This window comes from Mycobacterium sp. E2238, assembly GCF_001672665.1.
Taxonomy (GTDB): domain Bacteria; phylum Actinomycetota; class Actinomycetes; order Mycobacteriales; family Mycobacteriaceae; genus Mycobacterium.
In genome coordinates, this window is sequence record NZ_LZKF01000191.1 from 57,188 (window position 1) to 78,126 (window position 20,939).

At 67.9% G+C, this 20,939-nt stretch carries 20 protein-coding genes; 11 read left to right on the forward strand and 9 right to left on the reverse strand.

The window, feature by feature from the left end; translation table 11 throughout:
• Window positions 1-17: 17 nt before the first annotated feature.
• From pstS to A5711_RS17405, 3 genes are all read right to left on the reverse strand, one after another.
• Complete coding sequence (pstS, locus tag A5711_RS17395) at window positions 18-1,148, reverse strand: phosphate ABC transporter substrate-binding protein PstS (protein ID WP_067948617.1); 1,131 nt, start codon at window positions 1,146-1,148, stop codon at window positions 18-20.
• Between the two features lie 124 nt (window positions 1,149-1,272).
• Window positions 1,273-2,184 (reverse strand): mycothiol synthase, encoded by a 912-nt coding sequence (gene mshD / locus A5711_RS17400; RefSeq protein WP_067948619.1) that lies wholly within the window; start codon window positions 2,182-2,184, stop codon window positions 1,273-1,275.
• On the reverse strand, window positions 2,181-2,957 hold the full coding sequence (locus tag A5711_RS17405) for a response regulator transcription factor (RefSeq protein ID WP_067948621.1): 777 nt from the start codon (window positions 2,955-2,957) through the stop codon (window positions 2,181-2,183). Before A5711_RS17405 ends, mshD begins: the two co-directional genes overlap by 4 nt.
• A gap of 177 nt (window positions 2,958-3,134) precedes the next feature.
• Here A5711_RS17405 and lmeA point away from each other — a divergent pair, with 177 nt between their 5' ends.
• The 8 genes from lmeA to A5711_RS17440 all read left to right on the forward strand — a co-directional run bounded on the left by lmeA (window position 3,135) and on the right by A5711_RS17440 (window position 10,822).
• Window positions 3,135-3,947 carry a mannan chain length control protein LmeA gene (lmeA, locus tag A5711_RS17410; RefSeq protein ID WP_067948623.1) on the forward strand — a complete coding sequence of 271 codons (813 nt, stop codon included), beginning with the start codon at window positions 3,135-3,137 and terminating at the stop codon, window positions 3,945-3,947.
• Between the two features lie 83 nt (window positions 3,948-4,030).
• On the forward strand, window positions 4,031-4,120 hold the full coding sequence (locus A5711_RS28070; protein ID WP_369806096.1) for an Ms5788A family Cys-rich leader peptide: 90 nt from the start codon (window positions 4,031-4,033) through the stop codon (window positions 4,118-4,120).
• Between the two features lie 105 nt (window positions 4,121-4,225).
• Window positions 4,226-4,696: a DUF4395 domain-containing protein gene (locus A5711_RS17415; RefSeq protein ID WP_067948624.1), complete on the forward strand. Its 471-nt coding sequence runs from the start codon at window positions 4,226-4,228 to the stop codon at window positions 4,694-4,696.
• 35 nt (window positions 4,697-4,731) lie between these two features.
• Window positions 4,732-5,565, forward strand: coding sequence for a sulfurtransferase (locus tag A5711_RS17420; RefSeq protein ID WP_067948626.1), 834 nt, complete (start codon window positions 4,732-4,734; stop codon window positions 5,563-5,565).
• Between the two features lies 1 nt (window position 5,566).
• Window positions 5,567-5,869 (forward strand): DUF1416 domain-containing protein, encoded by a 303-nt coding sequence (locus tag A5711_RS17425; RefSeq protein WP_003877205.1) that lies wholly within the window; start codon window positions 5,567-5,569, stop codon window positions 5,867-5,869.
• Window positions 5,870-6,014: 145 nt separating this feature from the next.
• On the forward strand, window positions 6,015-6,668 hold the full coding sequence (locus A5711_RS17430) for an FABP family protein (protein ID WP_067948628.1): 654 nt from the start codon (window positions 6,015-6,017) through the stop codon (window positions 6,666-6,668).
• Window positions 6,669-6,798: 130 nt separating this feature from the next.
• Entirely contained in the window at window positions 6,799-9,174 is a 2,376-nt protein-coding gene (locus tag A5711_RS17435; RefSeq protein WP_067948630.1) for a hypothetical protein, read from the forward strand.
• A gap of 139 nt (window positions 9,175-9,313) precedes the next feature.
• Window positions 9,314-10,822 carry a sensor domain-containing protein gene (locus tag A5711_RS17440; protein WP_067948632.1) on the forward strand — a complete coding sequence of 503 codons (1,509 nt, stop codon included), beginning with the start codon at window positions 9,314-9,316 and terminating at the stop codon, window positions 10,820-10,822.
• A 241-nt stretch (window positions 10,823-11,063) separates the two neighbouring features.
• On the opposite strand, the gene A5711_RS17445 is transcribed toward A5711_RS17440, so the two are convergent.
• On the reverse strand, window positions 11,064-11,942 hold the full coding sequence (locus A5711_RS17445) for an aminodeoxychorismate lyase (RefSeq protein ID WP_067948634.1): 879 nt from the start codon (window positions 11,940-11,942) through the stop codon (window positions 11,064-11,066).
• 78 nt (window positions 11,943-12,020) lie between these two features.
• On the opposite strand from A5711_RS17445, the gene A5711_RS17450 reads away from it, so the two are divergent.
• On the forward strand, window positions 12,021-13,115 hold the full coding sequence (locus tag A5711_RS17450) for a folate-binding protein YgfZ (RefSeq protein ID WP_067948636.1): 1,095 nt from the start codon (window positions 12,021-12,023) through the stop codon (window positions 13,113-13,115).
• 144 nt (window positions 13,116-13,259) lie between these two features.
• Window positions 13,260-13,445: a DUF3073 domain-containing protein gene (locus A5711_RS17455; RefSeq protein WP_067948638.1), complete on the forward strand. Its 186-nt coding sequence runs from the start codon at window positions 13,260-13,262 to the stop codon at window positions 13,443-13,445.
• A gap of 61 nt (window positions 13,446-13,506) precedes the next feature.
• On the opposite strand, the gene purM is transcribed toward A5711_RS17455, so the two are convergent.
• From purM to A5711_RS17470, 3 genes are all read right to left on the reverse strand, one after another.
• Window positions 13,507-14,601 (reverse strand): phosphoribosylformylglycinamidine cyclo-ligase, encoded by a 1,095-nt coding sequence (purM, locus tag A5711_RS17460; RefSeq protein ID WP_066957902.1) that lies wholly within the window; start codon window positions 14,599-14,601, stop codon window positions 13,507-13,509.
• 71 nt (window positions 14,602-14,672) lie between these two features.
• A complete protein-coding gene (gene purF / locus A5711_RS17465) occupies window positions 14,673-16,199 on the reverse strand; it encodes an amidophosphoribosyltransferase (protein WP_067948640.1) in 1,527 nt (508 codons plus the stop codon).
• 139 nt (window positions 16,200-16,338) lie between these two features.
• Window positions 16,339-16,728, reverse strand: a complete 390-nt coding sequence (locus tag A5711_RS17470) for a sterol carrier family protein (protein ID WP_067948642.1) — start codon at window positions 16,726-16,728, stop codon at window positions 16,339-16,341.
• A gap of 19 nt (window positions 16,729-16,747) precedes the next feature.
• Between A5711_RS17470 and A5711_RS17475 the strand changes: the two genes are divergently transcribed.
• Entirely contained in the window at window positions 16,748-17,962 is a 1,215-nt protein-coding gene (locus A5711_RS17475) for an MCE family protein (RefSeq protein WP_067948644.1), read from the forward strand.
• On the opposite strand, the gene A5711_RS17480 is transcribed toward A5711_RS17475, so the two are convergent.
• The gene (locus A5711_RS17480) at window positions 17,944-18,582 is read right to left on the reverse strand and encodes a CPBP family intramembrane glutamic endopeptidase (protein WP_067948676.1); all 639 of its coding nucleotides are present in this window, start codon (window positions 18,580-18,582) and stop codon (window positions 17,944-17,946) included. The two genes, A5711_RS17475 and A5711_RS17480, sit on opposite strands and share 19 nt — an antisense overlap.
• A gap of 19 nt (window positions 18,583-18,601) precedes the next feature.
• The gene (purL, locus tag A5711_RS17485; RefSeq protein WP_067948646.1) at window positions 18,602-20,899 is read right to left on the reverse strand and encodes a phosphoribosylformylglycinamidine synthase subunit PurL; all 2,298 of its coding nucleotides are present in this window, start codon (window positions 20,897-20,899) and stop codon (window positions 18,602-18,604) included.
• Window positions 20,900-20,939: the final 40 nt, after the last annotated feature.

The window sequence follows — 20,939 nt, forward strand, 5'->3', positions numbered from 1 at the left end:
AGCGCGGGGCCACTTGGTCACTGCAGAGCGTTGATCGCAGCAACCAGTCGCTCTTTGACCTTATCGGGCAGCGGGATATAGCCGGCCGAGGCAAGCTCGGTCTGCCCGCTGCCGGCGGCAACCGTGAGAAAAGACTTGATCGCACCGGAGGTGTCCGGGTCGGAGCCCTTGGAGCACACGATCTCGTAGGTCGCCAGGACGAGCGGGTAGACATTGGGTTCCTGGGAGCGGTACATCGAGTTGAGGTCCAGCACCATGTCGTTGCCGTCGGCCACAAAGTTGGCCGCCTTCACCGCATTGCCGGCCGTCTCGTTGGTGAGCGGAACGGCGACGCCCTTGTTGGTGGCGATCTGGGCGTACGGCATGCCGCCCTGGTCGGCGAAGCCCTTCTCGACGTATCCGATCGCGCCCGGCGTCGCCCGCACGGCTTGGACGACGCCGGCGGACTTCATGGCGCCCTCACCCACCCCGCCCTGAAATTCGGTGCCCACGCCTTTGGTCCAGCTCTGCGGCGCGGCGGCCGTCAGATACTTCTGCACGTTGTCGGTCGTGCCGGACGAATCCGTTCGGTAGATCGGTGCGATCTTGGTATCGGGCAGCACGAGGCCCGGGTTGAGGGCCGCCAGGATGGGGTCATTCCAGGCAGTGATCCTCCCGCTGAAGATCTTGGCCAACGCGTCACTGCTCACCACCAACGCCGGCACCCCGGCCAGGTTGTAGACCAACGCGATCGGCCCGAACACCAGCGGCAAGTCCCACGCCGGGTTTCCCTCGCACCGTGCGGCGGCCGGGCCGATCTGGTCGGCGGCCAGCGGCGAGTCGGCGCCCGCGAAGTCGACATGGCCGGCGATGAACTGCTCACGGCCGGCGCCCGAGCCGGTTGGGTTGTACGACACGCTCTTGCCCGGGCAATACTGGCCCCAGACCTGGTTGAACAACGCCATCGCGTTTTGTTGGGCCGTCGAGCCTTCCGCCGTCAGCTTGTTCTTGCCGCTGCATCCCGCCGTGCCCGTGGGCCCGGAGACCGTTGCCGCCGAAGCGTTGCGGCGGTTCTGGTCGCTGCCACAGCCGGTCAGTCCGCCGATACCAACTGCCAGCGCCACAGCCAGCGCCGCCAGCGCTCTGCCACCACCCCTGTCGAGCCTCACCGATCCAGCTTCCTGCCCCCTACGGGCCCGCGTGTGCCCCGCCGGCCATCTCCCAACAGGTTGCCAGGTCGTCGCGAAAATATGCCCGGCCGGATCCGGGGCACATTCCGCGCCTGCGCGTCGGTCAATCGGAAGCGACGGCGTAGGCGGTGTCCACGCTGTAGGTGGTGAAGCCCAAGCGCTGGTAGGTGCGCACCGCGGCGACGTTGTCCGATTCCACGTAGAGCAGCACAGTCGGCTCGGCCACCCCCGCCAGCCGCCGCGCCAAGGACTCGATCCCGATGGCTGTCAGCATCTGCCCCAGCCCGCGCCCCTGCGCCGACGGGTCTACGCCCACGACGTAGACCTCCCCCAAGCCGGGTCGGTCGGGATGCACCTTGGTCCAGTGGAAGCCCAGCAGCTTGCCCGGCTGATCGGTTTCGGACACGCCGAAAGCGAGGAACAACCCTTCCGGGTCGAACCACGGTTCGTTGCGCCGCTCGGCCAGCTGCACTTCGGTCCAGCCACCCTGTTCGGGATGCTCGGCGAAGGCGGCGTTGTTGACGCGCAGCAGCTCCGCGTCGTCGGCGGCCCCCGCGTAGGTGCGGACCTGTACGCCGGGCACGGGCCGCACCAAGTCGTGGGTGTCGCGCAGCGTGCGGCGCATCTGCAGCAATTCGCGTACCGGTACCAGACCCAGTGCATCGGCGGTGGCCCGGGCCGGCTCGAGTGTGCCGTGCGCCCAGAACCGGTTCCGTCCGCCGGTCTCGGCCAGGGCCGCGCGCGCCAGCGCCGTCCCGAAGCCGTGCCGGCGGACCCGCGGATGCACGACCAGTTCCGCCATTGCGGCCTCTGCGTCGCGCGAGAGATTGAGGTAACCCACGGTCTCGTCGCCGTCGGTGATGAGCAGATGCCCGGTGCGATCGTGCGGGAGCTCGCGCAGCACCTGTTCACCGACGGGCGCCACCCCATCGAAATCCGTTGTCGCCGTTATTAGTCCGCGCACTTGCCGCTGTTCGTCCGCGGTCAGCGTCGAGCGCCACTCGGGCGGGGTCACTGACTGCGCAACGGGTCGCCCAGGGGTTCTTGCATTTCCTCTGAGTCGGACTCGACGTCCTCGGCGGCTTCGTCGTCGGCGGTGCCGGTGATCGGGGCGCGGCCACGGGCCGGCCGGACGGCTTTGTAGCCGACGTTGCGGACGGTGCCGATCAACGCCTCGTATTCGGGGCCGAGCTTGGCGCGCAGCCGACGCACGTGCACATCCACGGTGCGGGTGCCGCCGAAGAAGTCGTATCCCCAGACTTCGTGCAGGAGTTGCGCACGGGTGAAGACGCGCCCGGCGTGCTGGGCGAGATACTTGAGCAACTCGAACTCTTTGTAGGTCAGGTCGAGTGGGCGCCCGCGCAGTCTCGCGGTGTAGGTGCCCTCGTCGATCACCAGCTCACCCAGGCTCACTTTGCCGGCGCTTTCCTGGTCGGCCAGGCCGCCGCGGCGCCCGACCACCAGTCGCAGCCTGGCGTCGATCTCGGCGGGTCCGGTGCTCGGCAGCAGGATCTCGTCCAGCCCCCAATCGGCACTGACCGCCACCAGACCGCCTTCGCTCACGACAGCCAAGACCGGAACCGACCGGCCCGCGGTGCTCAACAGCCGGCACAGGCCACGGGCCGACGACAAGTCGGTGCGCGCATCCACCAGCACGGCGTCCGCAGTCCCCGCCTCAAGCAACGAGGACGGTTCCGCCGGTGCCGTCCGGACGGTGTGAGGGAGCAGCGATAACGACGGGAGGACCGGGTCGGGATGCAGCTCCGAGGTCAGCAGTAATAGCTCCAACTAGCCCCTCCAGCTCGGGGGAACGGCATCTTCCACAACTCGCAACGCAACGACGCGTTAGTTGCCAGGCCACCTAACGATAACTTGCCACCTGCCATTTTTGCGTGGTGACGATGCAGTGTGAGCCCCGCCACCCACTCGGTCCGCGACACGGCGCGCGGAGGCTTACGCGACAATATGCGGGTGCGCAGGGTCCTGATCGGGGTGGCGGCCGCGGCGATCGCCGTGGCCGCGGTTGTGCTGGGTGCGGTCGCCGTCGACTACGGAAGCAGCATCTACGCCGAATACCGGCTGTCCTGCAGCGTGCGCAAAGCGGCCAATCTGAGGTCCGACCCGTTCGTCGCCATCGTGGCGTTTCCCTTCATCCCGCAGGCGATGCGGCACCACTACAACCAGGTGGAGATCAAAGCCAACGCCGTAGACCATGCAACGGTCGGCAAGGCCACCCTCGAAGCCACGATGTATGCGGTCGATCTGACCGACGCGTCTTGGCTGATCCGGCCCGTTGCCAAGCTGCCGGTGGGCAAACTGGAGAGCCGCATCATCATCGGGTCGAACTACCTGGGCCGTTATATGGGCATCAACGACCTGATGGTCGAGGCGCCGGCGAAGGAGACCAACACCGCCACCGGCGGCGTCACCGCGTCCGGCATCTCCGACAGCCATGGCCTGGTGTTCAGCGGCACACCGCACTCGGCCGACTTCGAGCACCGGGTCAGCGTCTCGGTGGACCTTTCCATCGCCCCGGACGACCAGTCGACGCTCGTGATCACGCCGACCGGGGTCCTGACCGGGGCCGACACCGCGGATCAAGCCGTTCCGGACGACAAGCGGGATGCGGTGCTGCGGGCATTCACCACGAGGGTGCCCAACCAGCGGCTCCCGTTCGGGGTGGCACCGAAGACCGAGGGCGCGCGCGGGTCAGACGTGATCATCGAGGGCATCAGTTATGGAGTGACCGTCGATCTGGACGGCTTCAGGCAGTCGTGACCCGCCACCGCCGAAGGCTTGCGGTCTGCGCGGCGGCCGCCGCTGGATTTGATCGCTGAACGCCATTCGGTAAGCTTGCCGACGTGCTAGCCCGCATTGAGCCCGTGCTCACCCAACGCCGCGCAGTCGATCTGTGCCGCACCGCGGGCTGTTGCTGTCGCTGTAGCTGCTGAGTCGCCGCGCGCTTTCGCGTCGCACTCGGAGCAGCCCGGGAATTCCCCGTGGCCCGTCTCCCGTCGTTCGTTCCCTCAGCAACAGGCGAATTCAGGAGTAGTACCGTGCCGATCAGCAACACCACAACCCAACCAGACACCGTCGACGTGCGCGGCCCGCGCTTTGCCGCCTGGGTTACCACCGCAGTCCTGGTGATCACGCTCGCCGTGTCCGCCGCCAGCCCCCTGGCGGCGGCGGTCATTCTGGGGATACAGGCCATTGTCTTCGCCGTCGGCGCCGTCGGCGGCCCGCGCAAGCATCCGTATGGGCGGATATTCGCCCTTGCCGTGGCGCCCCGGCTCGGCCCCGTCACCGAGCGCGAACCGGTCGCACCGCTGAAGTTCGCCCAACTCGTCGGCCTGATCTTCGCGCTCGTGGGCGTCGTCGCGTTCGCCGCGGGCGCCTTCTTGGCCGGCGTCATCGCCACCGCCGGGGCGCTCGTCGCCGCCTTCCTGAACGCCGCGTTCGGCATCTGCCTGGGTTGCCAGCTCTACCCATTGGTCGCGCGTTTCCGAGGAGCCGCGCGCACCACATGACCTGTTCATAGAAAGCGATCGAAAGGATCCCCCGCATGGCACGCTCCGACGTCCTGGTCTCCGTGGACTGGGCCGAGAGCAATCTCGACGCAGCCGGCGTCGTCTTCGTCGAAGTCGATGAGGACACCAGCGCCTACGACACCGGCCACATCCCCGGCGCGATCAGGCTGGACTGGCGTTCGGATCTGCAGGACCCGGTGAAGCGGGACTTCGTCGATGCGCAGCAATTCTCGAAACTGCTCAGCGAGCGCGGCATCTCCAACGACGACACCGTGATCCTTTACGGCGGCAACAACAATTGGTTCGCCGCCTACGCCTACTGGTACTTCAAGCTGTACGGCCACGACAAGGTCAAGCTGCTCGACGGCGGCCGCAAGAAGTGGGAACTCGACGGCCGCGCCCTGTCCAGCGACACCGTCACCCGGCCGGCCACCTCTTACACCGCCGCCGCACCGGACAACAGCATCCGGGCGTTCCGCGACGAGGTCATCGCGGCCATCAACGCCAAGAACCTGGTCGACGTGCGTTCACCCGACGAGTTCTCCGGCAAGATCCTGGCGCCGGCGCACCTGCCGCAGGAGCAGAGCCAGCGGCCCGGCCACATTCCGGGGGCGATCAACGTGCCGTGGAGCAAGGCCGCCAACGAGGACGGCACCTTCAAGTCCGACGAGGAGCTGGCCAAGCTCTACGCCGACGCCGGACTGGACGGCACCAAGGAAACGATCGCGTATTGCCGCATCGGAGAGCGCTCGTCGCACACCTGGTTCGTGCTCCGGGAATTACTCGGCCACAAAAACGTCAAGAACTACGACGGAAGTTGGACGGAATACGGCTCCCTGGTGGGTGCCCCGATCGAGTTGGGAAGCTGATATGTGCTCTGCGCCGAAACAAGGAGTGACGCTGCCCGCCAGCGTTGACTTGGAGAAGGAAACGGTGATCACCGGCCGCGTCGTGGACAGCGACGGCCAGGCGGTCGGCGGCGCGTTCGTCCGCCTGCTCGACTCGTCAGACGAGTTCACCGCCGAGGTCGTCGCGTCGGCAACGGGCGACTTCCGGTTCTTCGCGGCACCGGGGTCCTGGACGCTGCGCGCGTTGTCGGCCGCAGGCAACGGGAACGCCGTGGTGACCCCGTCGGGCGCCGGCATCCACGAGGTGGACGTCAAGATCGCCTGAGACCCCGGCTGGCCTGACCGGGATCTCCCGCGGCGAATAGACTTGTCCCCGTGGTGCTCTTCTTCGAGATCATGCTGGTGGTGGCCGTCGTGGTGATCTCATGGTTCGCGCTGTACACGCTGTACCGGCTCATCACCGACGAATCGTGACTTCTGACGAACCTCTGGGTTCTCCGGGCTCCGGTGATCGCGCGGTGGCCGCCGCCGCCGAGCGCGCCAAGCTGACCGCCGGCCGCAACATTCCGGCCTTCGACGACCTGCCGTTTCCCGCCGACACCGCCAACCTGCGGGAAGGCGCCAACCTCAACGACGCGCTGCTGGCGCTACTGCCCCTCGTGGGTGTGTGGCGCGGAGAAGGCGAGGGCCGCGGGCACGACGGGGATTACCGGTTCGGCCAGCAGATCGTGGTATCGCACGACGGCGGTGATTACCTGAACTGGGAATCCCGCTCGTGGCGGCTCGACGAGACGGGCGATTTCCAGGGACACGGGTTGCGCGAGACGGGCTTCTGGCGCTTCGTCAGCGATCCCGACGACCCCACCGAGTCGCAGGCCATCGAGTTGCTGTTGGCCCACTCGGCCGGCTACGTGGAACTGTTCTACGGACGGCCCCGTACCCAGTCGTCGTGGGAGTTGGTGACCGACGCGCTGGCCCGCTCCCGCTCGGGCGTGCTGGTCGGCGGCGCCAAACGGCTCTACGGGATCGTCGAGGGCGACCTGGCCTACGTCGAGGAACGGGTGGACGCCGACGGCGGCCTCGTTCCCCACCTTTCGGCGCGGCTCTCGCGGTACGCCGGATAGCCGCCGACCTGTTGCCCGCCTGGGCAACTCGGTGGTGTGCACCGGCCCCGGAATCATTGCTTTCGGCCGACCTTTTGCGTGTACTGTTCGACGTCCGAACAGCCGATACCGCGCGAAGGGAGATCGGCGGATGCGTCCCACGAGGGCACCCTCGCCCACCTTGCGCTGGGGCCTAACCGCGGTCGGCGTGCTGCTCATCGTGTATCTGGGCGTCCTGGACCTGTGGCCCTGGATCATCGACGCGATGCCGCCTGCCCTCGGCTGGTTCGGCCGCCCGGGATCGATGCCCACGCTCGCGATCGTCGTGGCGGTGCTGATCGCGGCCTGCGTGCTGACCTTCCGCTCGGACAACAGCCACCGGGTGGTGGGTGTTTCGTTCACCGTGATCGCCGTCCTCATCGGCATGAGCGCGATCCTGGGCCTGACCTCCTATTGGGGATGCCACGACGCCAACCATCCCGCTTTCTTCACGCCACTGATGGCGACGGCCAGTCTGGTCAAGGGTGGCACCGGCGACTTCTCGGTGAGCGGACGCACCTGCCCGAGCCCAACGCCGGTCGGCCTGGAACTGGCCCGCATCGCGGCACTGTCGGCGATCTTCACCGGGCTGGGGGGCGTCGTGGTGGGGGTATTCCGGACCCAGGTGGACCGGCTGCGGGCCAACCTGGCTGATTCCGTCACCGCCATCGTCGGGATCGACGGCGACACCCAGTCGATCGTCAGCGAAGTCGCGCGGACGCTGGACCGACGCGGCACGCTGGTCGTCATCACCGGCGCCGGCGACGACCGGGTGCAGCGGGCACGCAGGCAGGGCGCCCGGGTGGTCCTGGTGGACTTCAACAACCCGTCCACGCTGGTGTCCCTGCGGTTGTGGCGACACCTGTCGCGCCTCTACCTGATGGCGCCCGACCCGGCGGTCAACCTGTTGTGGCTGAACCAGATCGGCCGCCGGCTCGACGAGGTCGCGCACAAGCGCCGGTTGCCGCTGATCGTGCGGATGGACGACCCCTGGCTGGCGCAGGCCTGGCGGGCCCAGCAGTTCGGCGGGTCGGACATCCGGTGGGCGGCCGATGTGGTCGGCAGGTATGAGGTGACCGCGGCCAGGCTGCTCGACGGCATCATCGCAACGGGGCGAACGAGTCGGGTATTCGTCTGCGGCTCTTCGCAATTGACCCTCGCGCTGTGTGCCTACCTGACCCAGCGCGCGTTGGAACGCGACTTCTACACCCCGCCGGCCGTGGCGCCGTTGCCCGCGCTCACGCTGGTCGAAAGGGACGCCCAGGAGTACCTGGCGGATCACGAGTTCTACCGGCAGCAGGCGGGATTCATGTCGGAGGGACCGGCCATCGATGCCACGGCCGAGTCGCCGACGGTCCCGACCATGCTGAAGCTGATCGGTGATGTCGACCCCGCGACCAGTGCCGTGATCTTCGTGGACTCCCGCGCCGCGACGACCGCCGCGCGGCTCGCGGCCCGCTTCCCCGACATGCCCATCTACGCCTCGGACCTCAACACCAGCATCAGTGACGACTCGATTCAGGTCGTCGGCCGGTTGCAGTCGTACTCGTTGGTGCTGGACACCCAGGAAGGCCAGGCGCAGGACGCCTGGGAGCGCGCGGCGAGGCTGATCCACGAGCGTTATGTGTCGACGATCGACGCGGCCGCGCCACGCTCCCCGGCGACGATGCCCTGGGCCGAGCTCAATGAGTTCTACCGGGGGTCCAATCGGCGTCAAGTGCGCAATGCGCTGTGGATGGTCGAGCAGATCGCGGGCCACACCTGGAATACGTGGGGCAGCCCGCCCGCCCAGCTGTCCGGCAACGAGATGGCGGGGCTGCCTCCCTTGGAACAGCTGGCCCTGATGGGCTTCGATCAGTATTCGGCGATGAGCATGGCCCGCGCGGAGCACGAGGATTGGTGCCGCTACTACCGCCACAACGGTTGGAAATACGGTTCGCCGCGCGACGATTCGCGCAAGATCCATAACAAGCTGGTCGACTGGTCGGTGGTCGAGAGCGATCCCGAGTTACTCAGTGCCGCGGTGCGCAGCCTGGCGGCCACGTTGTGGAGCCTGCGCCAGCTTGGCTTCCGGTCGCGCCCGCTCTGGCGATCCTTCACCCGGGTAGGGACGGTGGCCGCCGAACAGCGAAGCACCCCATGGACGTGGACGTCGGATTCGGGCCACACCATGCGCGCCGACGCCGGTGACTGGGCGATCCAGGAAGACGGCCGGGTGTGGTCGGTTCGCGACGACATCTTCCGGGATTCCTACGAGCCGGCCGGCGACGGGCGCTGGCAGCGCAAAGGGCGCGTCCAGGCCCGTCCTGCCTACCCGGGCGAGACGGTGAACACATTGGAAGGGCCGACCACCGCGGCGGAGGGCGACTGGGTCGTCCGGGGATCCACAGGCGAGCAGTGGCCGGTTCCCGGCGCAGAATTCGCGCGTCGCTATGCCGAATTCCACCCTCCCGAGGACGCTTCGGCGGTTGGCGGCGCCCAAGCTTAGGTTTCAGCCGTCGCCCCGGATAGGCGCGAATTTGCGCCGTCTGACACCGCCCAGCACTGATACGGTATCGGCGCATGCCCAATAGCCGGGTGCGCCGATTTCGCCGTTTGTTTGCTACGCCTCCCCGTAGGAGACCGTGATGCCGCTGTTCATCAGCTACTCGAGCCAAGACAGGGCGGCGGTCGACGCTCTGACGGCCGCGCTTCGGCGCGCGCAGCAACAGGTCTGGTTCGACCAGGAGCTCGGCGGCGGTGAATCGTGGTGGAACAAGATCCTCGAGCAGGTCCGCTCGTGCGACGTGTTCATCGTTGCGCTGTCCAACAACTGGCTGCAGTCCAAACCCAGCCAGGCCGAGTTGCGGTACGCGAGGGCACTGAACCGGCCGATCCTTCCCGTGCGCATCGGTGACGTCGACAGCATGCGCGTGAATCCCCTTGCGGCATTGCAGATCATCGACTACCGGGACCCGACCGTCGACGCCGGCATCCAACTCGTAACCGCCGTACACGCACTGCAAAGCAAGCCGGTGCCGTTGCCGGACCCGCTGCCCGAAGAGCCGCCGGTGCCGTTCGGGTACATCACCCGGTTGGGTGACACCCTCGCCGAAAAAGAGCTCAGCCCGCAGGCACAGACCCAGCTCTTGATCGAATTGAGGCAGGGACTCGACGAGGACGGCGACGACCCCAGCGCCCGCGGCGACATCGGGCAGCTGTTGCGCATGCTGCGCCTGCGCCACGACGTCACCTACCGCACCCGCACCGAAATCGACAACGTGCTGGCCGAGATCGAGGCCAGGGACAGTTCGTCCGGGGGACCGTCGGAGACGACGACCCCGGCCCCTGCCGCACCGCAGCCCGCCGCACCAGCATCGCCCACCGGTCCGTTGCCGAAGGCCGCCGCGCCCACCGCGGCGGGCGGGTCCGGAAAGAGGCTGATGATCCTCGGCGGCGCGGCTGCGGCGGTCATCGCGGCGATCGTGATCGCCGTCGTATTGACCATGCAGGGAGGCAAGACGAAGCCGTCCCCGAAAGCCGGCGGCATCCCCAGTTCGGCGGCGCCCAGCGCCCCGGCCGCCGGCAACGCCTCAAACTTGGACTCGTATCTGCTCGGCCCCGCCGACGTCGGCGCCGTCGTGGGCGACCCGAACCTGGTGGTTTCCGAAAAGGCCGCACAACTGCGCAACCTGCGGGCGACGCTGTCCAATCCGGACTGCAAGGGCGCATACGAACCCATCGAGGAATCGTCCTACAAGGGGGCGGACGGCTACACCGCGGTGAGCGGGCAAGCCGTGCACACCGCCGGCGAAAACCCGCCGCACCGGCTCTACGAAGCGGTCGTACAGTTCTCGTCGCCCGACAAGGCGACCGCGTTCGTGCAGGGGTCCGCGGACAAGTGGAAGGCGTGCGCCGGACAGCAGATCACGGTGAACTTCAACGGCAAGTCCTACGGGTGGACCTTTGGTGAGGTGACCGGGACCGTACCGAGGATCTTCCAGGCGCGGACCCAAGCGGACGGAACCCGGATCTGCCACCACGCGCTGCACGCGGTGTCCAGTGTGGTCGTCGACCTGCTGCTGTGCGGCCCCGACGCCGAGACCGGTCAGGCGGGCAAACTCGCCGGGCAGATAGCCGCGAAGGTGGGCCAGTAACCACTCCAGATATGGAGCGGCCCCCGAGCAAGGCTCCTGGTTGGACAGACCGGAAGCTCGGGGGCCGGGCGGCTACGGGGAATTCGCCAGCGCGCGTATATCGCCGGCTCTTCGAAAGCCACTGCTGCTAGCGCGCAGCCACCTCACATGTCCATGAAGCTATCAATTCTCGGACCACCTCCCTTCTTGTGTACGGCCGACCGTACCCGGGATTCCGCAAGCCGACAACACAATTCAGCGCTTAGCGATCGCTGACGATCGCCGAGTCGACCAGTGCGGCGAATTCGGCGGCCAACGGTGACCGGGGCAGCGGCCGACCGTCGAGGGTGTGCACGCGGGCGGCCAACGTCATACTCGAGACCAGCCAGATCCCTTGCGCGGCATGGAGATCGGTGGGACGCAGCGCGCGGTAATCGCAGTCGTACCCTTTGGCCCGCGCCACCTCGAAAAGGGCCTGTTGCGTGGTGCCGCGCAAAATCGGATACCACGGCGGCGGCGTGAGCAGACACAGGTCCCCACCGGCCTCCGTCGCGATCACCACGGTCGAGCGCGGCCCTTCCAGGATGTAGCCGTCCGAGCTGACGAAGATCACGTCACCGGCGCCTTGTCGGGCGGCATGACGCAACGCGGCCATGTTGACCGCGTAGGACAGCGTCTTGGCGCCGGCCAGCAGCCACGGCATGGCGTCGGCACCGGCCGAGGGCAGTCCGCGGTCCAACGTCACCGCGGCCAGGCCCTCGCGCCGAACCGCCGTCACTCGTTCGGGGACGGGGTTGACCATCACATAGGTGGTCGGCTCCGTCCCGCCCTCCCGGCCGCGGCTGTAGATCAGGCGCATCGCGCCTTCGTCAGCGGTGTCCGCGACCCACTGCCGAGTGGCCAGCCCGATCGCATCGCGCCAGCTCGGCAGGTCCGGCTCGGGTAGGTCCATCAACCTCGCCGACTGGGTCAGCCGTTGCAGGTGGGACTCGACCAGACAGGGTCTGCCGTCGCGGATCAACAGAGTCTCGAAGATGCCGTCGCCGCGCACCGCCGCCAAATCGTCGGCGTGCAGCAGCGGCGCGTCCGGCGGATGAATCGCGCCGTCCAGCGTGACGATGACACCCGCCTGCCCTGCCATGAAGGTAAAGCCTAGCCGCGAATGTGAGGGTGGCCGCACGCTCGTCGGCGGGCGGCAAGGGGTCCGTAGAGTTGACCCATGACTGCAGTGCCTGCACCCGATGCCGGACCCGACGCGGGCGCCGTCTGGCATTACGGCGACCCCCTGGGCGAGCAGCGCGCGGCCGAAACCGCTGCAGTCGTGGTAGACCGCTCGCACCGGGCGGTCCTCACCCTGACCGGCAACGATCGCCAGAAGTGGCTCCACAGCATTTCCACGCAGCACGTCAGCGACCTCCCGGAGGGCGCCAGCACCCAGAACCTCAGCCTTGACGGTCAGGGCCGCGTCGAGGACCACTGGGTCCAAACCGAACTCGGCGGCACCACCTACCTGGATACCGAACCCTGGCGGGGCGAACCGCTGCTGGACTACCTGCGCAAGATGGTCTTTTGGTCCGACGTGACTCCGGCTGCCGCCGACATGGCGGTGCTTCCGTTGTTGGGCCCGGGCCTATCCGACCGGGCGGTGCTCGATGCGCTCGGCGTGGACGCCCTGCCCGCCGAGCTGACGGCGATCCCGGTGGCCGGCGGAGGCTTTGTGCGACGTATGCCCGGCGGTCCGTCCGGCCGAATCGAACTGGATTTGGTGGTCCCGCGCGGCGAGTCCGCCGGCTGGCAAAACCGCTTGGTGCAGGCGGGGTTGCGACCCGCGGGGGTGTGGGCCTACGAAGCACACCGGGTGGTGGCGCTGCGCCCGCGGTTGGGCGTCGACACCGATGAGCGGACGATTCCGCATGAGGTGGGGTGGATCGGCGGTCCCGGTGAGGGCGCCGTCCACTTGGACAAGGGCTGCTATCGCGGCCAAGAGACCGTCGCGCGGGTGCACAACCTCGGTAAACCGCCCCGGATGCTGGTGCTGTTGCACCTCGACGGCTCGGTCGAGCGGCCCTCGACGGGCGACCCGGTGCTCGCGGGTGGTCGCGTGGTCGGTCGTCTTGGCACCGTGGTGGATCACGTGGACCTCGGGCCGGTGGCCCTGGCGCTCATCAAGCGTGGGGTGCCCGCGGACACGAAATTGGCGACCGGCCCGCAGGCTTCGGTCGCTGCGGTGATCGACGCCGATTCGCTGCCGGCCACGGAACAGATCGGCGCGGGACGGCTGGCCGTTGAACGCTTGCGGGGCGGTGCGAGATAATTGTGAATGACGTCCGCCACAGCGGCAGGGGGCACCGACGCCCGACCGTAAGGCACGGTAAACTGTCGGCAGGACAATAACGACACCAGGAGATCGGAGCCGCCTGATTCGGGCCGCTCCGTTATTGCGCGAGGGGGTTCCCCCATGGGCCGCGGCCGGGCTAAGGCAAAGCAGACCAAGGTTGCTCGAGAACTCAAATACAGTTCTCCGCAGACCGACTTCCAGCGGCTTCAGCAAGAGCTGGCAGGAACGGGTGCCGGCGACTCCACCGAGCTGGAGGACGACGGCGTCGCCGACTCCTGGGCAGACAGCGACGACTGGCGTCGCTAGAACTGACGCCGCGATGCCGATGGCACTCGCTTCGGCACGGCGCTAGCCCCGCTCCCGGCTTTTAGAATCTCGGGTGCTGTCCGACGAGCTTTGCCCGCGGGCCCTCTTTGCCGCCTTTGCAGACGGTTCCCAGCACCCAGCAGTCCAAGTGGCGGGCCGTCAAGATGGCCAGGGCCCGGTCGGTGTCCTCGGGGGCGACCACGGCGACCATGCCCACGCCCATGTTGAACGTCTTCTCCATCTCCTCGCGTGTCACCCGGCCACGCTGGGCGATCATGGCGAACACCGGAGCGGGCGTCCAAGTCCCGCGGTCGATTTCGGCGACCAGGCCGTGCGGGATGACCCGTTGCAGATTGCCGGCAAGCCCGCCGCCGGTGACATGGCAGAACGTGCGGACATGGGTTTCGGCGGTCAACGCCAGGCAGTCTTTGGCGTAGATCCGGGTCGGCTCCAACAGCTCCTCGCCGAGGGTGCGGCCGAACTCTTCGACATACCCGGCCAGGTTCATCCGGTCGATCTCGAGCAGCACCGTGCGCGCCAGGGAGTAGCCGTTGGAATGCAGGCCGGAGGAGCCCATCGCGATGATGGTGTCGCCGGGTTTGACGCGTTCGGGACCCAACACGTCGTCGGCCTCGACGACGCCGATACCGGTCGCCGAGATGTCGTAGTGGTCGGGTTCCATCAGGCCGGGATGTTCGGCGGTTTCCCCGCCCAGCAGCGCGCAGCCGGCGCGCACGCACCCCTCGGCGATACCCGCGACGATCGCGCTGAGGCGTTCGGGCACCGTCCGGCCCACCGCGATGTAGTCCTGCAGGAACAGCGGCTCGGCGCCGCACACCACGAGGTCGTCGACCACCATCGCGACCAGGTCCAGGCCGACGGTGTCGTGCTTGTCCATCGCCTGGGCGACCGCCAGCTTCGTTCCCACCCCGTCGGTGGAGGCCGCCAGCAGCGGTTCGCGGTAGTCGTTGCGCAACGCGAACAGCCCGGCGAACCCACCGAGGCCGCCCCGCACCTCGGGCCTGGTGGCCTTCGTCGCAAGCGGCTTGAACATTTCAACGGCGCGGTCGCCGGCCTCAATGTCCACCCCGGCCGACGCGTAGGTGATGCCGTGGGTGCCCGGGCTTCGTCCGGGGCTTTTTCCGGGATCCGTCATCGCGATAAAGGCTACCGGGCGCCGCCGACCGCCGTTATCAAACGTCGTGGAAGGGGCGCGCCGGACGTCCGTCAGTGGACGATCGGCACTTCGTCGGGTGCCAGATCGTCGAGACCGGCTCCGCGGGCGGCGTTGGCGAGCATGTGCTCGATGACGTTCTTACCCAAGGCCGTCTCCTCGGGCAGTTCGATCGGATACTTGCCGTCGAAGCAGGCGGTGCAGAGCCGCGACGCGGGTTGCTCGGACGCCGCCACCAGGCCACGCAGCGAGATGTAGCCGAGGGTGTCTGCACCGATGGCGTGCCGCACGGCTTCGAGCATCTCCTCTTTGTCCTGCACGGCGTTGGCGATCAACTCGGCCGGCGAAGGGAAGTCGATGCCATAGAAGCAGGGCCACTTCACGGGCGGCGACGCGATGCGCACGTGGACTTCGACGGCACCGGCCTCGCGCAGCATCCGCAACAGCGCGCGCTGAGTGTTCCCCCGCACGATCGAGTCGTCGACGACGATGAGCCGCTTGCCGCGGATGACCTCGCGAAGTGGGTTGAGCTTCAACCGAATACCGAGCTGGCGGATGGTCTGGGACGGCTGGATGAAGGTCCGCCCAACGTAGGCGTTCTTCATCAGGCCCTGCCCGTACGGAATGCCGGACTCCTGCGCGTATCCCACCGCGGCCGGGGTGCCCGACTCCGGGACCCCGATCACCAGGTCGGCGTCGACCGGGCATTCACGGGCCAGCCGGCGACCGATCTCCACCCGGGTGGCGTGCACGGACCGGCCGGCGATCGTGCTGTCCGGACGCGCAAGGTAGACGTACTCGAAGACGCAGCCCTTGGGGGTGGGGTTGGCGAAACGCGTGGAGCGCACCCCGTCGGCGTCGATCGCGAGCAACTCGCCCGGCTCGATGTCGCGCACGAACGACGCGCCGACGATGTCGAGGGCCGCCGTTTCGGAGGCCACCACCCAGCCGCGATCCAGACGTCCGAGCGAAAGTGGCCGCACCCCATGCGGATCGCGGCACGCATACAGCGTGTTCTCGTCCATGAACGTCAGGCAGAACGCACCGCGCACGGTTGGCAGCAGGTCCAGGGCCGCCTGCTCCAGCGTGGAGTCGGCCGCACCGTGGGCCAGCAGCGCGCCCAGGATGTCGGAGTCCGTGGTGGCCGGGGCGGGCGCGCGGCGGGCGATCAGGCCCGCATCGCGGGCGCGGGCGGCGAGCTCGGCGGTGTTGACCAGGTTTCCGTTGTGCCCTAGAGCGACGCCGGTGCCGGCGGCGGTGTTGCGGAACACCGGTTGCGCGTTCTCCCACGTGGTGTCGCCCGTGGTGGAGTAGCGACAATGCCCGATGGCGACATGGCCCGGCATCGCCGCGAGCGTCTGCTCGTCGAACACCTGGCTGACCAAGCCCAAGTCCTTGAAGACGAGGACCTGCGATCCATCGGCGACGGCGATGCCCGCGGCTTCCTGCCCGCGATGCTGCAGGGCGTACAAGCCGTAATAGGTGAGCTTTGCGACGTCTTCGCCCGGGGCCCAGACCCCGAATACACCACACTCTTCACGAGGCGAGTTGAGGTCCTGCTCGGGTTCCTGGTCGGTCACAATTGGGGGGCTCCCTGGGGAACGGTTGGTGACGTAACGGAGTCTACGGGTCCGACGCCCGCGACCGCGAATTAACAGCGCGTGTTGAGGGGCGAAAATTCCCGCAGCTGACTCTAAACCTGCAGTTCAGGGTTACGATTCAGCCGACATCGAACAAGGGCAGACAGTGCTCGATCTCACCCGCCCGAGCGCCGGAAAGGCTCAGCGCAGCGGCGTCCTTCGCTTCCTGGAAAGACAGCAGCCCGGTCGCCAGCAGCAGCCACGTCCGCGGATCGGTCTCCACGACGTTGGGAGGCGTGCCCCGGGTGTGCCTGGGCCCCGCGACGCATTGCACCGCGACAAAGGGTGGGATACGCACCTCGACGCTGGCGCCGGGCGCCACGGCGGCCAGAGTGCGCGCGGTGAGTCGGACGGCCGCGGCAAGACTCTCGCGGTCGGGGTCCGGCAGGGATTCGTCGCGTAACCACTCCGCCACCGCCAACACGGCCTGCCGAGTCTTTGCCGGATCGGCCTTTTCACGGGCGGCCATACCCTAGGGTCTCAAACTCATGGAGCGTCGTCGCTTGCGGCGCGGGCCACCGTACAAGACCGTCGGCCTCGTGACGGTCATCATCATGGGTTTGGCCGGGTCGCTCCTGTACCTACAGTTCCGTGGCGATCTCACGCCGATGACGAAGCTCACCATGGTCGCCACCCGGGCCGGACTGGTGATGGATCCGGGATCCAAGGTCACCTACAACGGGGTGCAGATCGGCCGGGTGGCGAGCATTTCCGAGATCACCCGCGACGGCAAGCCGGCCGCCAAGGTGGTCCTGGATATCACACCCCGATACGTCGCGATGATTCCGGCCAACGTGGCGGCGGCCATCAAGGCCACCACGGTCTTCGGCAATAAATACGTCGCGTTGAACTCGCCGCCTCAGCCCGCGGCCCAAGCGATCACGCCGTCAACCGTGATCGATGCGAGGTCGGTGACGACCGAGTTCAACACCGTGTTCGAGACACTCATCTCGATCGCGGAGAAAGTCGACCCGGTCAAGGTGAATCTGACGCTCAGCGCGGCCGCGCAAGCCCTGACGGGGTTGGGCGACAAGTTCGGCGACTCTGTGGTCAACGGGAACACGATCCTCGACGACGTGAATTCCCAGATGCGGGAAATCCGCGGCGACATCCGGCGATTGGCCGCGCTCGGCGACACGTACGCCAACGCCTCGCCGGACTTGTGGGACGCGCTGGACCACGCGGTGACCACGGCGCGTGCGCTCAACCGCCAGCAAGGCGACCTGGATGCCGCGCTGCTGGCGGCGGCCGGCCTGGGCGGCGCGGGCGCCGACGTATTCGGCCGCGGCGGACCATACCTGGCGCGGGGGGCGGCCGATCTGGTGAGCTCCAGCCAGCTGCTTGATGAATACAGCCCGGAAATCTTCTGCACCATCCGCAATTTCAACGAGGTCGGACCCAAGATCCACAACGCCCTCGGCGACAACGGCTACTCGTTGGGCGCGCACGCAGCGGGCGCAATCGCCGGCGCGCCCAATCCGTACATCTGGCCGGAGAATCTGCCCCGAACCAACGCCAGGGGCGGCCCCGGCGGCATGCCGGGCTGTTGGCAGACAATCACCCGCGAGCTGTGGCCGGCGCCGTTTCTGGTGATGGACACCGGCGCAAGCATGGCCCCCTACAACCACTTTGAACTCGGTTCACCGCTTTTCGTCGAGCATGTGTGGGGTCGACAGCTGGGCGACTACACCATCAACCCGTGACGCCGCCGCACGCCGAGCGCGGCGATCGCGCCGGCCTCGTTGATGGCCAGGTGCACCAAAATCGGCGCGGCGAGGCTGCCGGAACGCTCTGCCAGCCAACCGAATAACCAGCCCGCGATGCCCGTCACCAAAACGGTGCCCATCACCGGGTCGCCCGCCGACCTCGCGTCTGCGACGTGGGAGAGCCCAAAGCACGCCGCTTGCAACAACCTTCCGCCGGGCCTGCCACATGCCCCGGAAGCGACAACGGTCAGCGCCGCCCGGAACGCGGCCTCCTCGGCCCACACGGTCCCGACGGGAATGCGCAGCAGCAGCCAGGCGGGCACCGATCCGGGCGGCTCCCGCTCGGCCATCGATGCCCGCACCAACGGCAGCGCCGTCGTAGCCGCGATCACGCTCGCCGCCGCCGCGCCGGCCGCCGACCCCAGCCGCAACCCCACCCAAAGCCGCGGCGGAGATAAACCCAGCGGAGCACGCGTCACCAGCACCAGCAAGCCGGCCGCTCCGGCCTGCACCGCGACGCGCCAAGCGGCGGGTAGTCGCGGGCCGACAAAGCTCCAGCCGACCAGGGCGGCGGCCAATGAGAACGCACCTGCCCGGCGAAAACCGTTTTGGCCCATCAGCATTCGCCGGCGGGACTTATCCGAAGAGGCGGGGCAGCACCGACTCGGACGTCTCGCGCAGTTCGGCCAGCGACACCGTGAACAGGCCCTGAACCTCCACCGCGTCCGAGGCCTGGTCGACGACGCCGATGCGCACCGCGGGCAGCCCCCGCGCCTCACACATCGCCCGGAACCGGCTCTCCTCGGTGCGTGGCACCGCAATCAGGACCCGGCCCGCTGACTCGGAGAACAACGTGACGAACGGATCGGCACCCTCGGGAAGCACAATGCGGCAACCGGTTTCGCCCGCCAGGGCGGCCTCCACGATCGCCTGCGCGAGCCCGCCCTCGGACAGGTCGTGCGCCGCCGACACCAGCCCATCGCGGGAGGCCGCGGTCAGCACCTCAGCCAATAACTTCTCGCGCGCCAGGTCGACCGCGGGCGGCAGCCCACCCAGGTGGTCGGCCGTCACCTGCGCCCAGATGGAACCGTCGAGTTCATCGCGCGTATCGCCCAGCAGCATCAGGGTCTCGCCCGGTTCGCCACCCAGACCGGTGGGGATGCGCCGGCGGACATCGTCGAGCACACCGAGCACACCGACCACAGGCGTGGGCAGAATCGCTGCCGACCCCGTCTGGTTGTAAAAGCTGACGTTGCCGCCGGTGACCGGAATACCAAGGGCCGCACAGCCATCCGCTAGTCCCCGCACCGCCTGCGAGAACTGCCACATCACGCCGGGGTCTTCCGGAGAGCCGAAATTGAGGCAGTTGGTCACCGCGACGGGAGTCGCGCCGGTGACGGCGACGTTGCGGTAGGCCTCGGCCAGCGCGAGTTGGGCTCCGACATACGGATCGAGCAGCGTGTAGCGTCCGGACGCGTCGGTCGAGAGCGCGATGCCGCGGCCGGTGGTCTCGTCGACGCGAAGCACACCACCGTCGGCGTGCTCGGCCAGCACGGTGTTGCCGCGCACATAGCGGTCGTACTGTTCGGTGATGAAGGCACGGCTGCACAGGTGTGGGCTGCCAAGCAGCGCAAGCAAAGTCGCGCGCAACTCCTCTCCCGTCGCCGGGCGCGGCAGGCTCATTGACCGGTCCGCGTTCAGGGCGTCCTGTGATTCGGGCCGGGCGACAGGCCGCTGGTACACCGGCCCCTCGTGTGCCACGGTGCGCGGCGGCACGTCGACAACCGTCTCCCCGCGCCAGGTGATCCGCAACCGGTCACCGTCGGTGACCTCGCCGATCACCGTCGCCAGCACCTCCCATTTACGACACACCGCCAAGAAAGCGTCCACGTTGTCCGGCGCCACCACCGCGCACATCCGCTCCTGCGACTCGCTGCAGAGCACCTCCGCGGGCGTCATGTCCTTGGCCCGCAACGGGACGGCGTCGAGCTCGATCGCCATTCCGCCGTCTCCGGCCGACGCTAATTCCGAAGTCGCGCAGGATAATCCGGCGCCACCGAGGTCCTGGATGCCGATCACCAGGCCGCCCGCGTAGAGCTCGAGGCAGCACTCGATGAGCACCTTTTCCATGAAGGGGTCGCCCACTTGCACCGAGGGCAGCTTCTTGCGGGACCCTTCGCTGTCGAAGGTTTCCGACGCCAGCACCGACACCCCGCCGATGCCGTCGAGACCGGTGCGCGCGCCGAACAGGATGATCTTGTTTCCGGTGCCCGAGGCAAACGCCAGGTGCAGGTCCTCCTGGCGTAACACGCCCACACACAGGGCGTTGACCAATGGGTTGCCGGCGTAGCAGGCGTCGAAGACGGTCTCGCCGCCGATGTTGGGCAATCCGAGCGAGTTGCCGTAGCCACCAATCCCGCGGACCACCCCGTCGACCACCCGGCGGGTATCCGGCGCGTCGGCGGCCCCGAACCGAAGCTGGTCCATCACGGCGACCGGCCGCGCGCCCATGGCCATGATGTCGCGGACGATGCCGCCGACGCCGGTCGCCGCGCCCTGGTAAGGCTCGACGTAGGAGGGATGGTTGTGCGATTCCACTTTGAACGTGACGGCCCAGCCGTCGCCGATGTCGACTACGCCGGCGTTTTCGCCGATGCCGGCCAGCATGCCGGCGCGCATGTCGTCGGTGGTGGTCTCACCGAAGTAGCGCAGGTGGACCTTGGACGACTTGTACGAGCAGTGCTCGCTCCACATCACCGAATACATCGCCAGCTCGGTGTCCGTGGGTCGGCGGCCGAGGATCTCACGAATTCGCTGGTACTCGTCGTCTTTGAGACCGAGTTCGGCGAACGGCTGCGGCTGGTCGGGGCTGGCAGCGGCGCGCTCGACGGTGTCGATCGCCTGGGTGCGGGCGCTCGTCCCGGAGACTGTCACGCCAGACAGTCTAGGGCTGCGGTGACGTGGCCGTGGGGCG

Bases quoted from the DNA above. Each gene is read 5' to 3' on its own strand.
- lmeA (WP_067948623.1), top strand. From the start codon at position 3,135: ATGCGGGTGCGCAGGGTCCTGATCGGGGTGGCGGCCGCGGCGATCGCC.
- A5711_RS17420 (WP_067948626.1), top strand. From the start codon at position 4,732: ATGGCACGCTCCGACGTCCTGGTCTCCGTGGACTGGGCCGAGAGCAAT.
- A5711_RS17425 (WP_003877205.1), top strand. From the start codon at position 5,567: ATGTGCTCTGCGCCGAAACAAGGAGTGACGCTGCCCGCCAGCGTTGAC.
- A5711_RS17435 (WP_067948630.1), top strand. From the start codon at position 6,799: ATGCGTCCCACGAGGGCACCCTCGCCCACCTTGCGCTGGGGCCTAACC.
- A5711_RS17440 (WP_067948632.1), top strand. From the start codon at position 9,314: ATGCCGCTGTTCATCAGCTACTCGAGCCAAGACAGGGCGGCGGTCGAC.
- A5711_RS17445 (WP_067948634.1), bottom strand. From the start codon at position 11,942: ATGGCAGGGCAGGCGGGTGTCATCGTCACGCTGGACGGCGCGATTCAT.
- A5711_RS17450 (WP_067948636.1), top strand. From the start codon at position 12,021: ATGACTGCAGTGCCTGCACCCGATGCCGGACCCGACGCGGGCGCCGTC.
- A5711_RS17455 (WP_067948638.1), top strand. From the start codon at position 13,260: ATGGGCCGCGGCCGGGCTAAGGCAAAGCAGACCAAGGTTGCTCGAGAA.
- purM (WP_066957902.1), bottom strand. From the start codon at position 14,601: ATGACGGATCCCGGAAAAAGCCCCGGACGAAGCCCGGGCACCCACGGC.
- A5711_RS17470 (WP_067948642.1), bottom strand. From the start codon at position 16,728: ATGGCCGCCCGTGAAAAGGCCGATCCGGCAAAGACTCGGCAGGCCGTG.
- A5711_RS17475 (WP_067948644.1), top strand. From the start codon at position 16,748: ATGGAGCGTCGTCGCTTGCGGCGCGGGCCACCGTACAAGACCGTCGGC.
- A5711_RS17480 (WP_067948676.1), bottom strand. From the start codon at position 18,582: ATGGGCCAAAACGGTTTTCGCCGGGCAGGTGCGTTCTCATTGGCCGCC.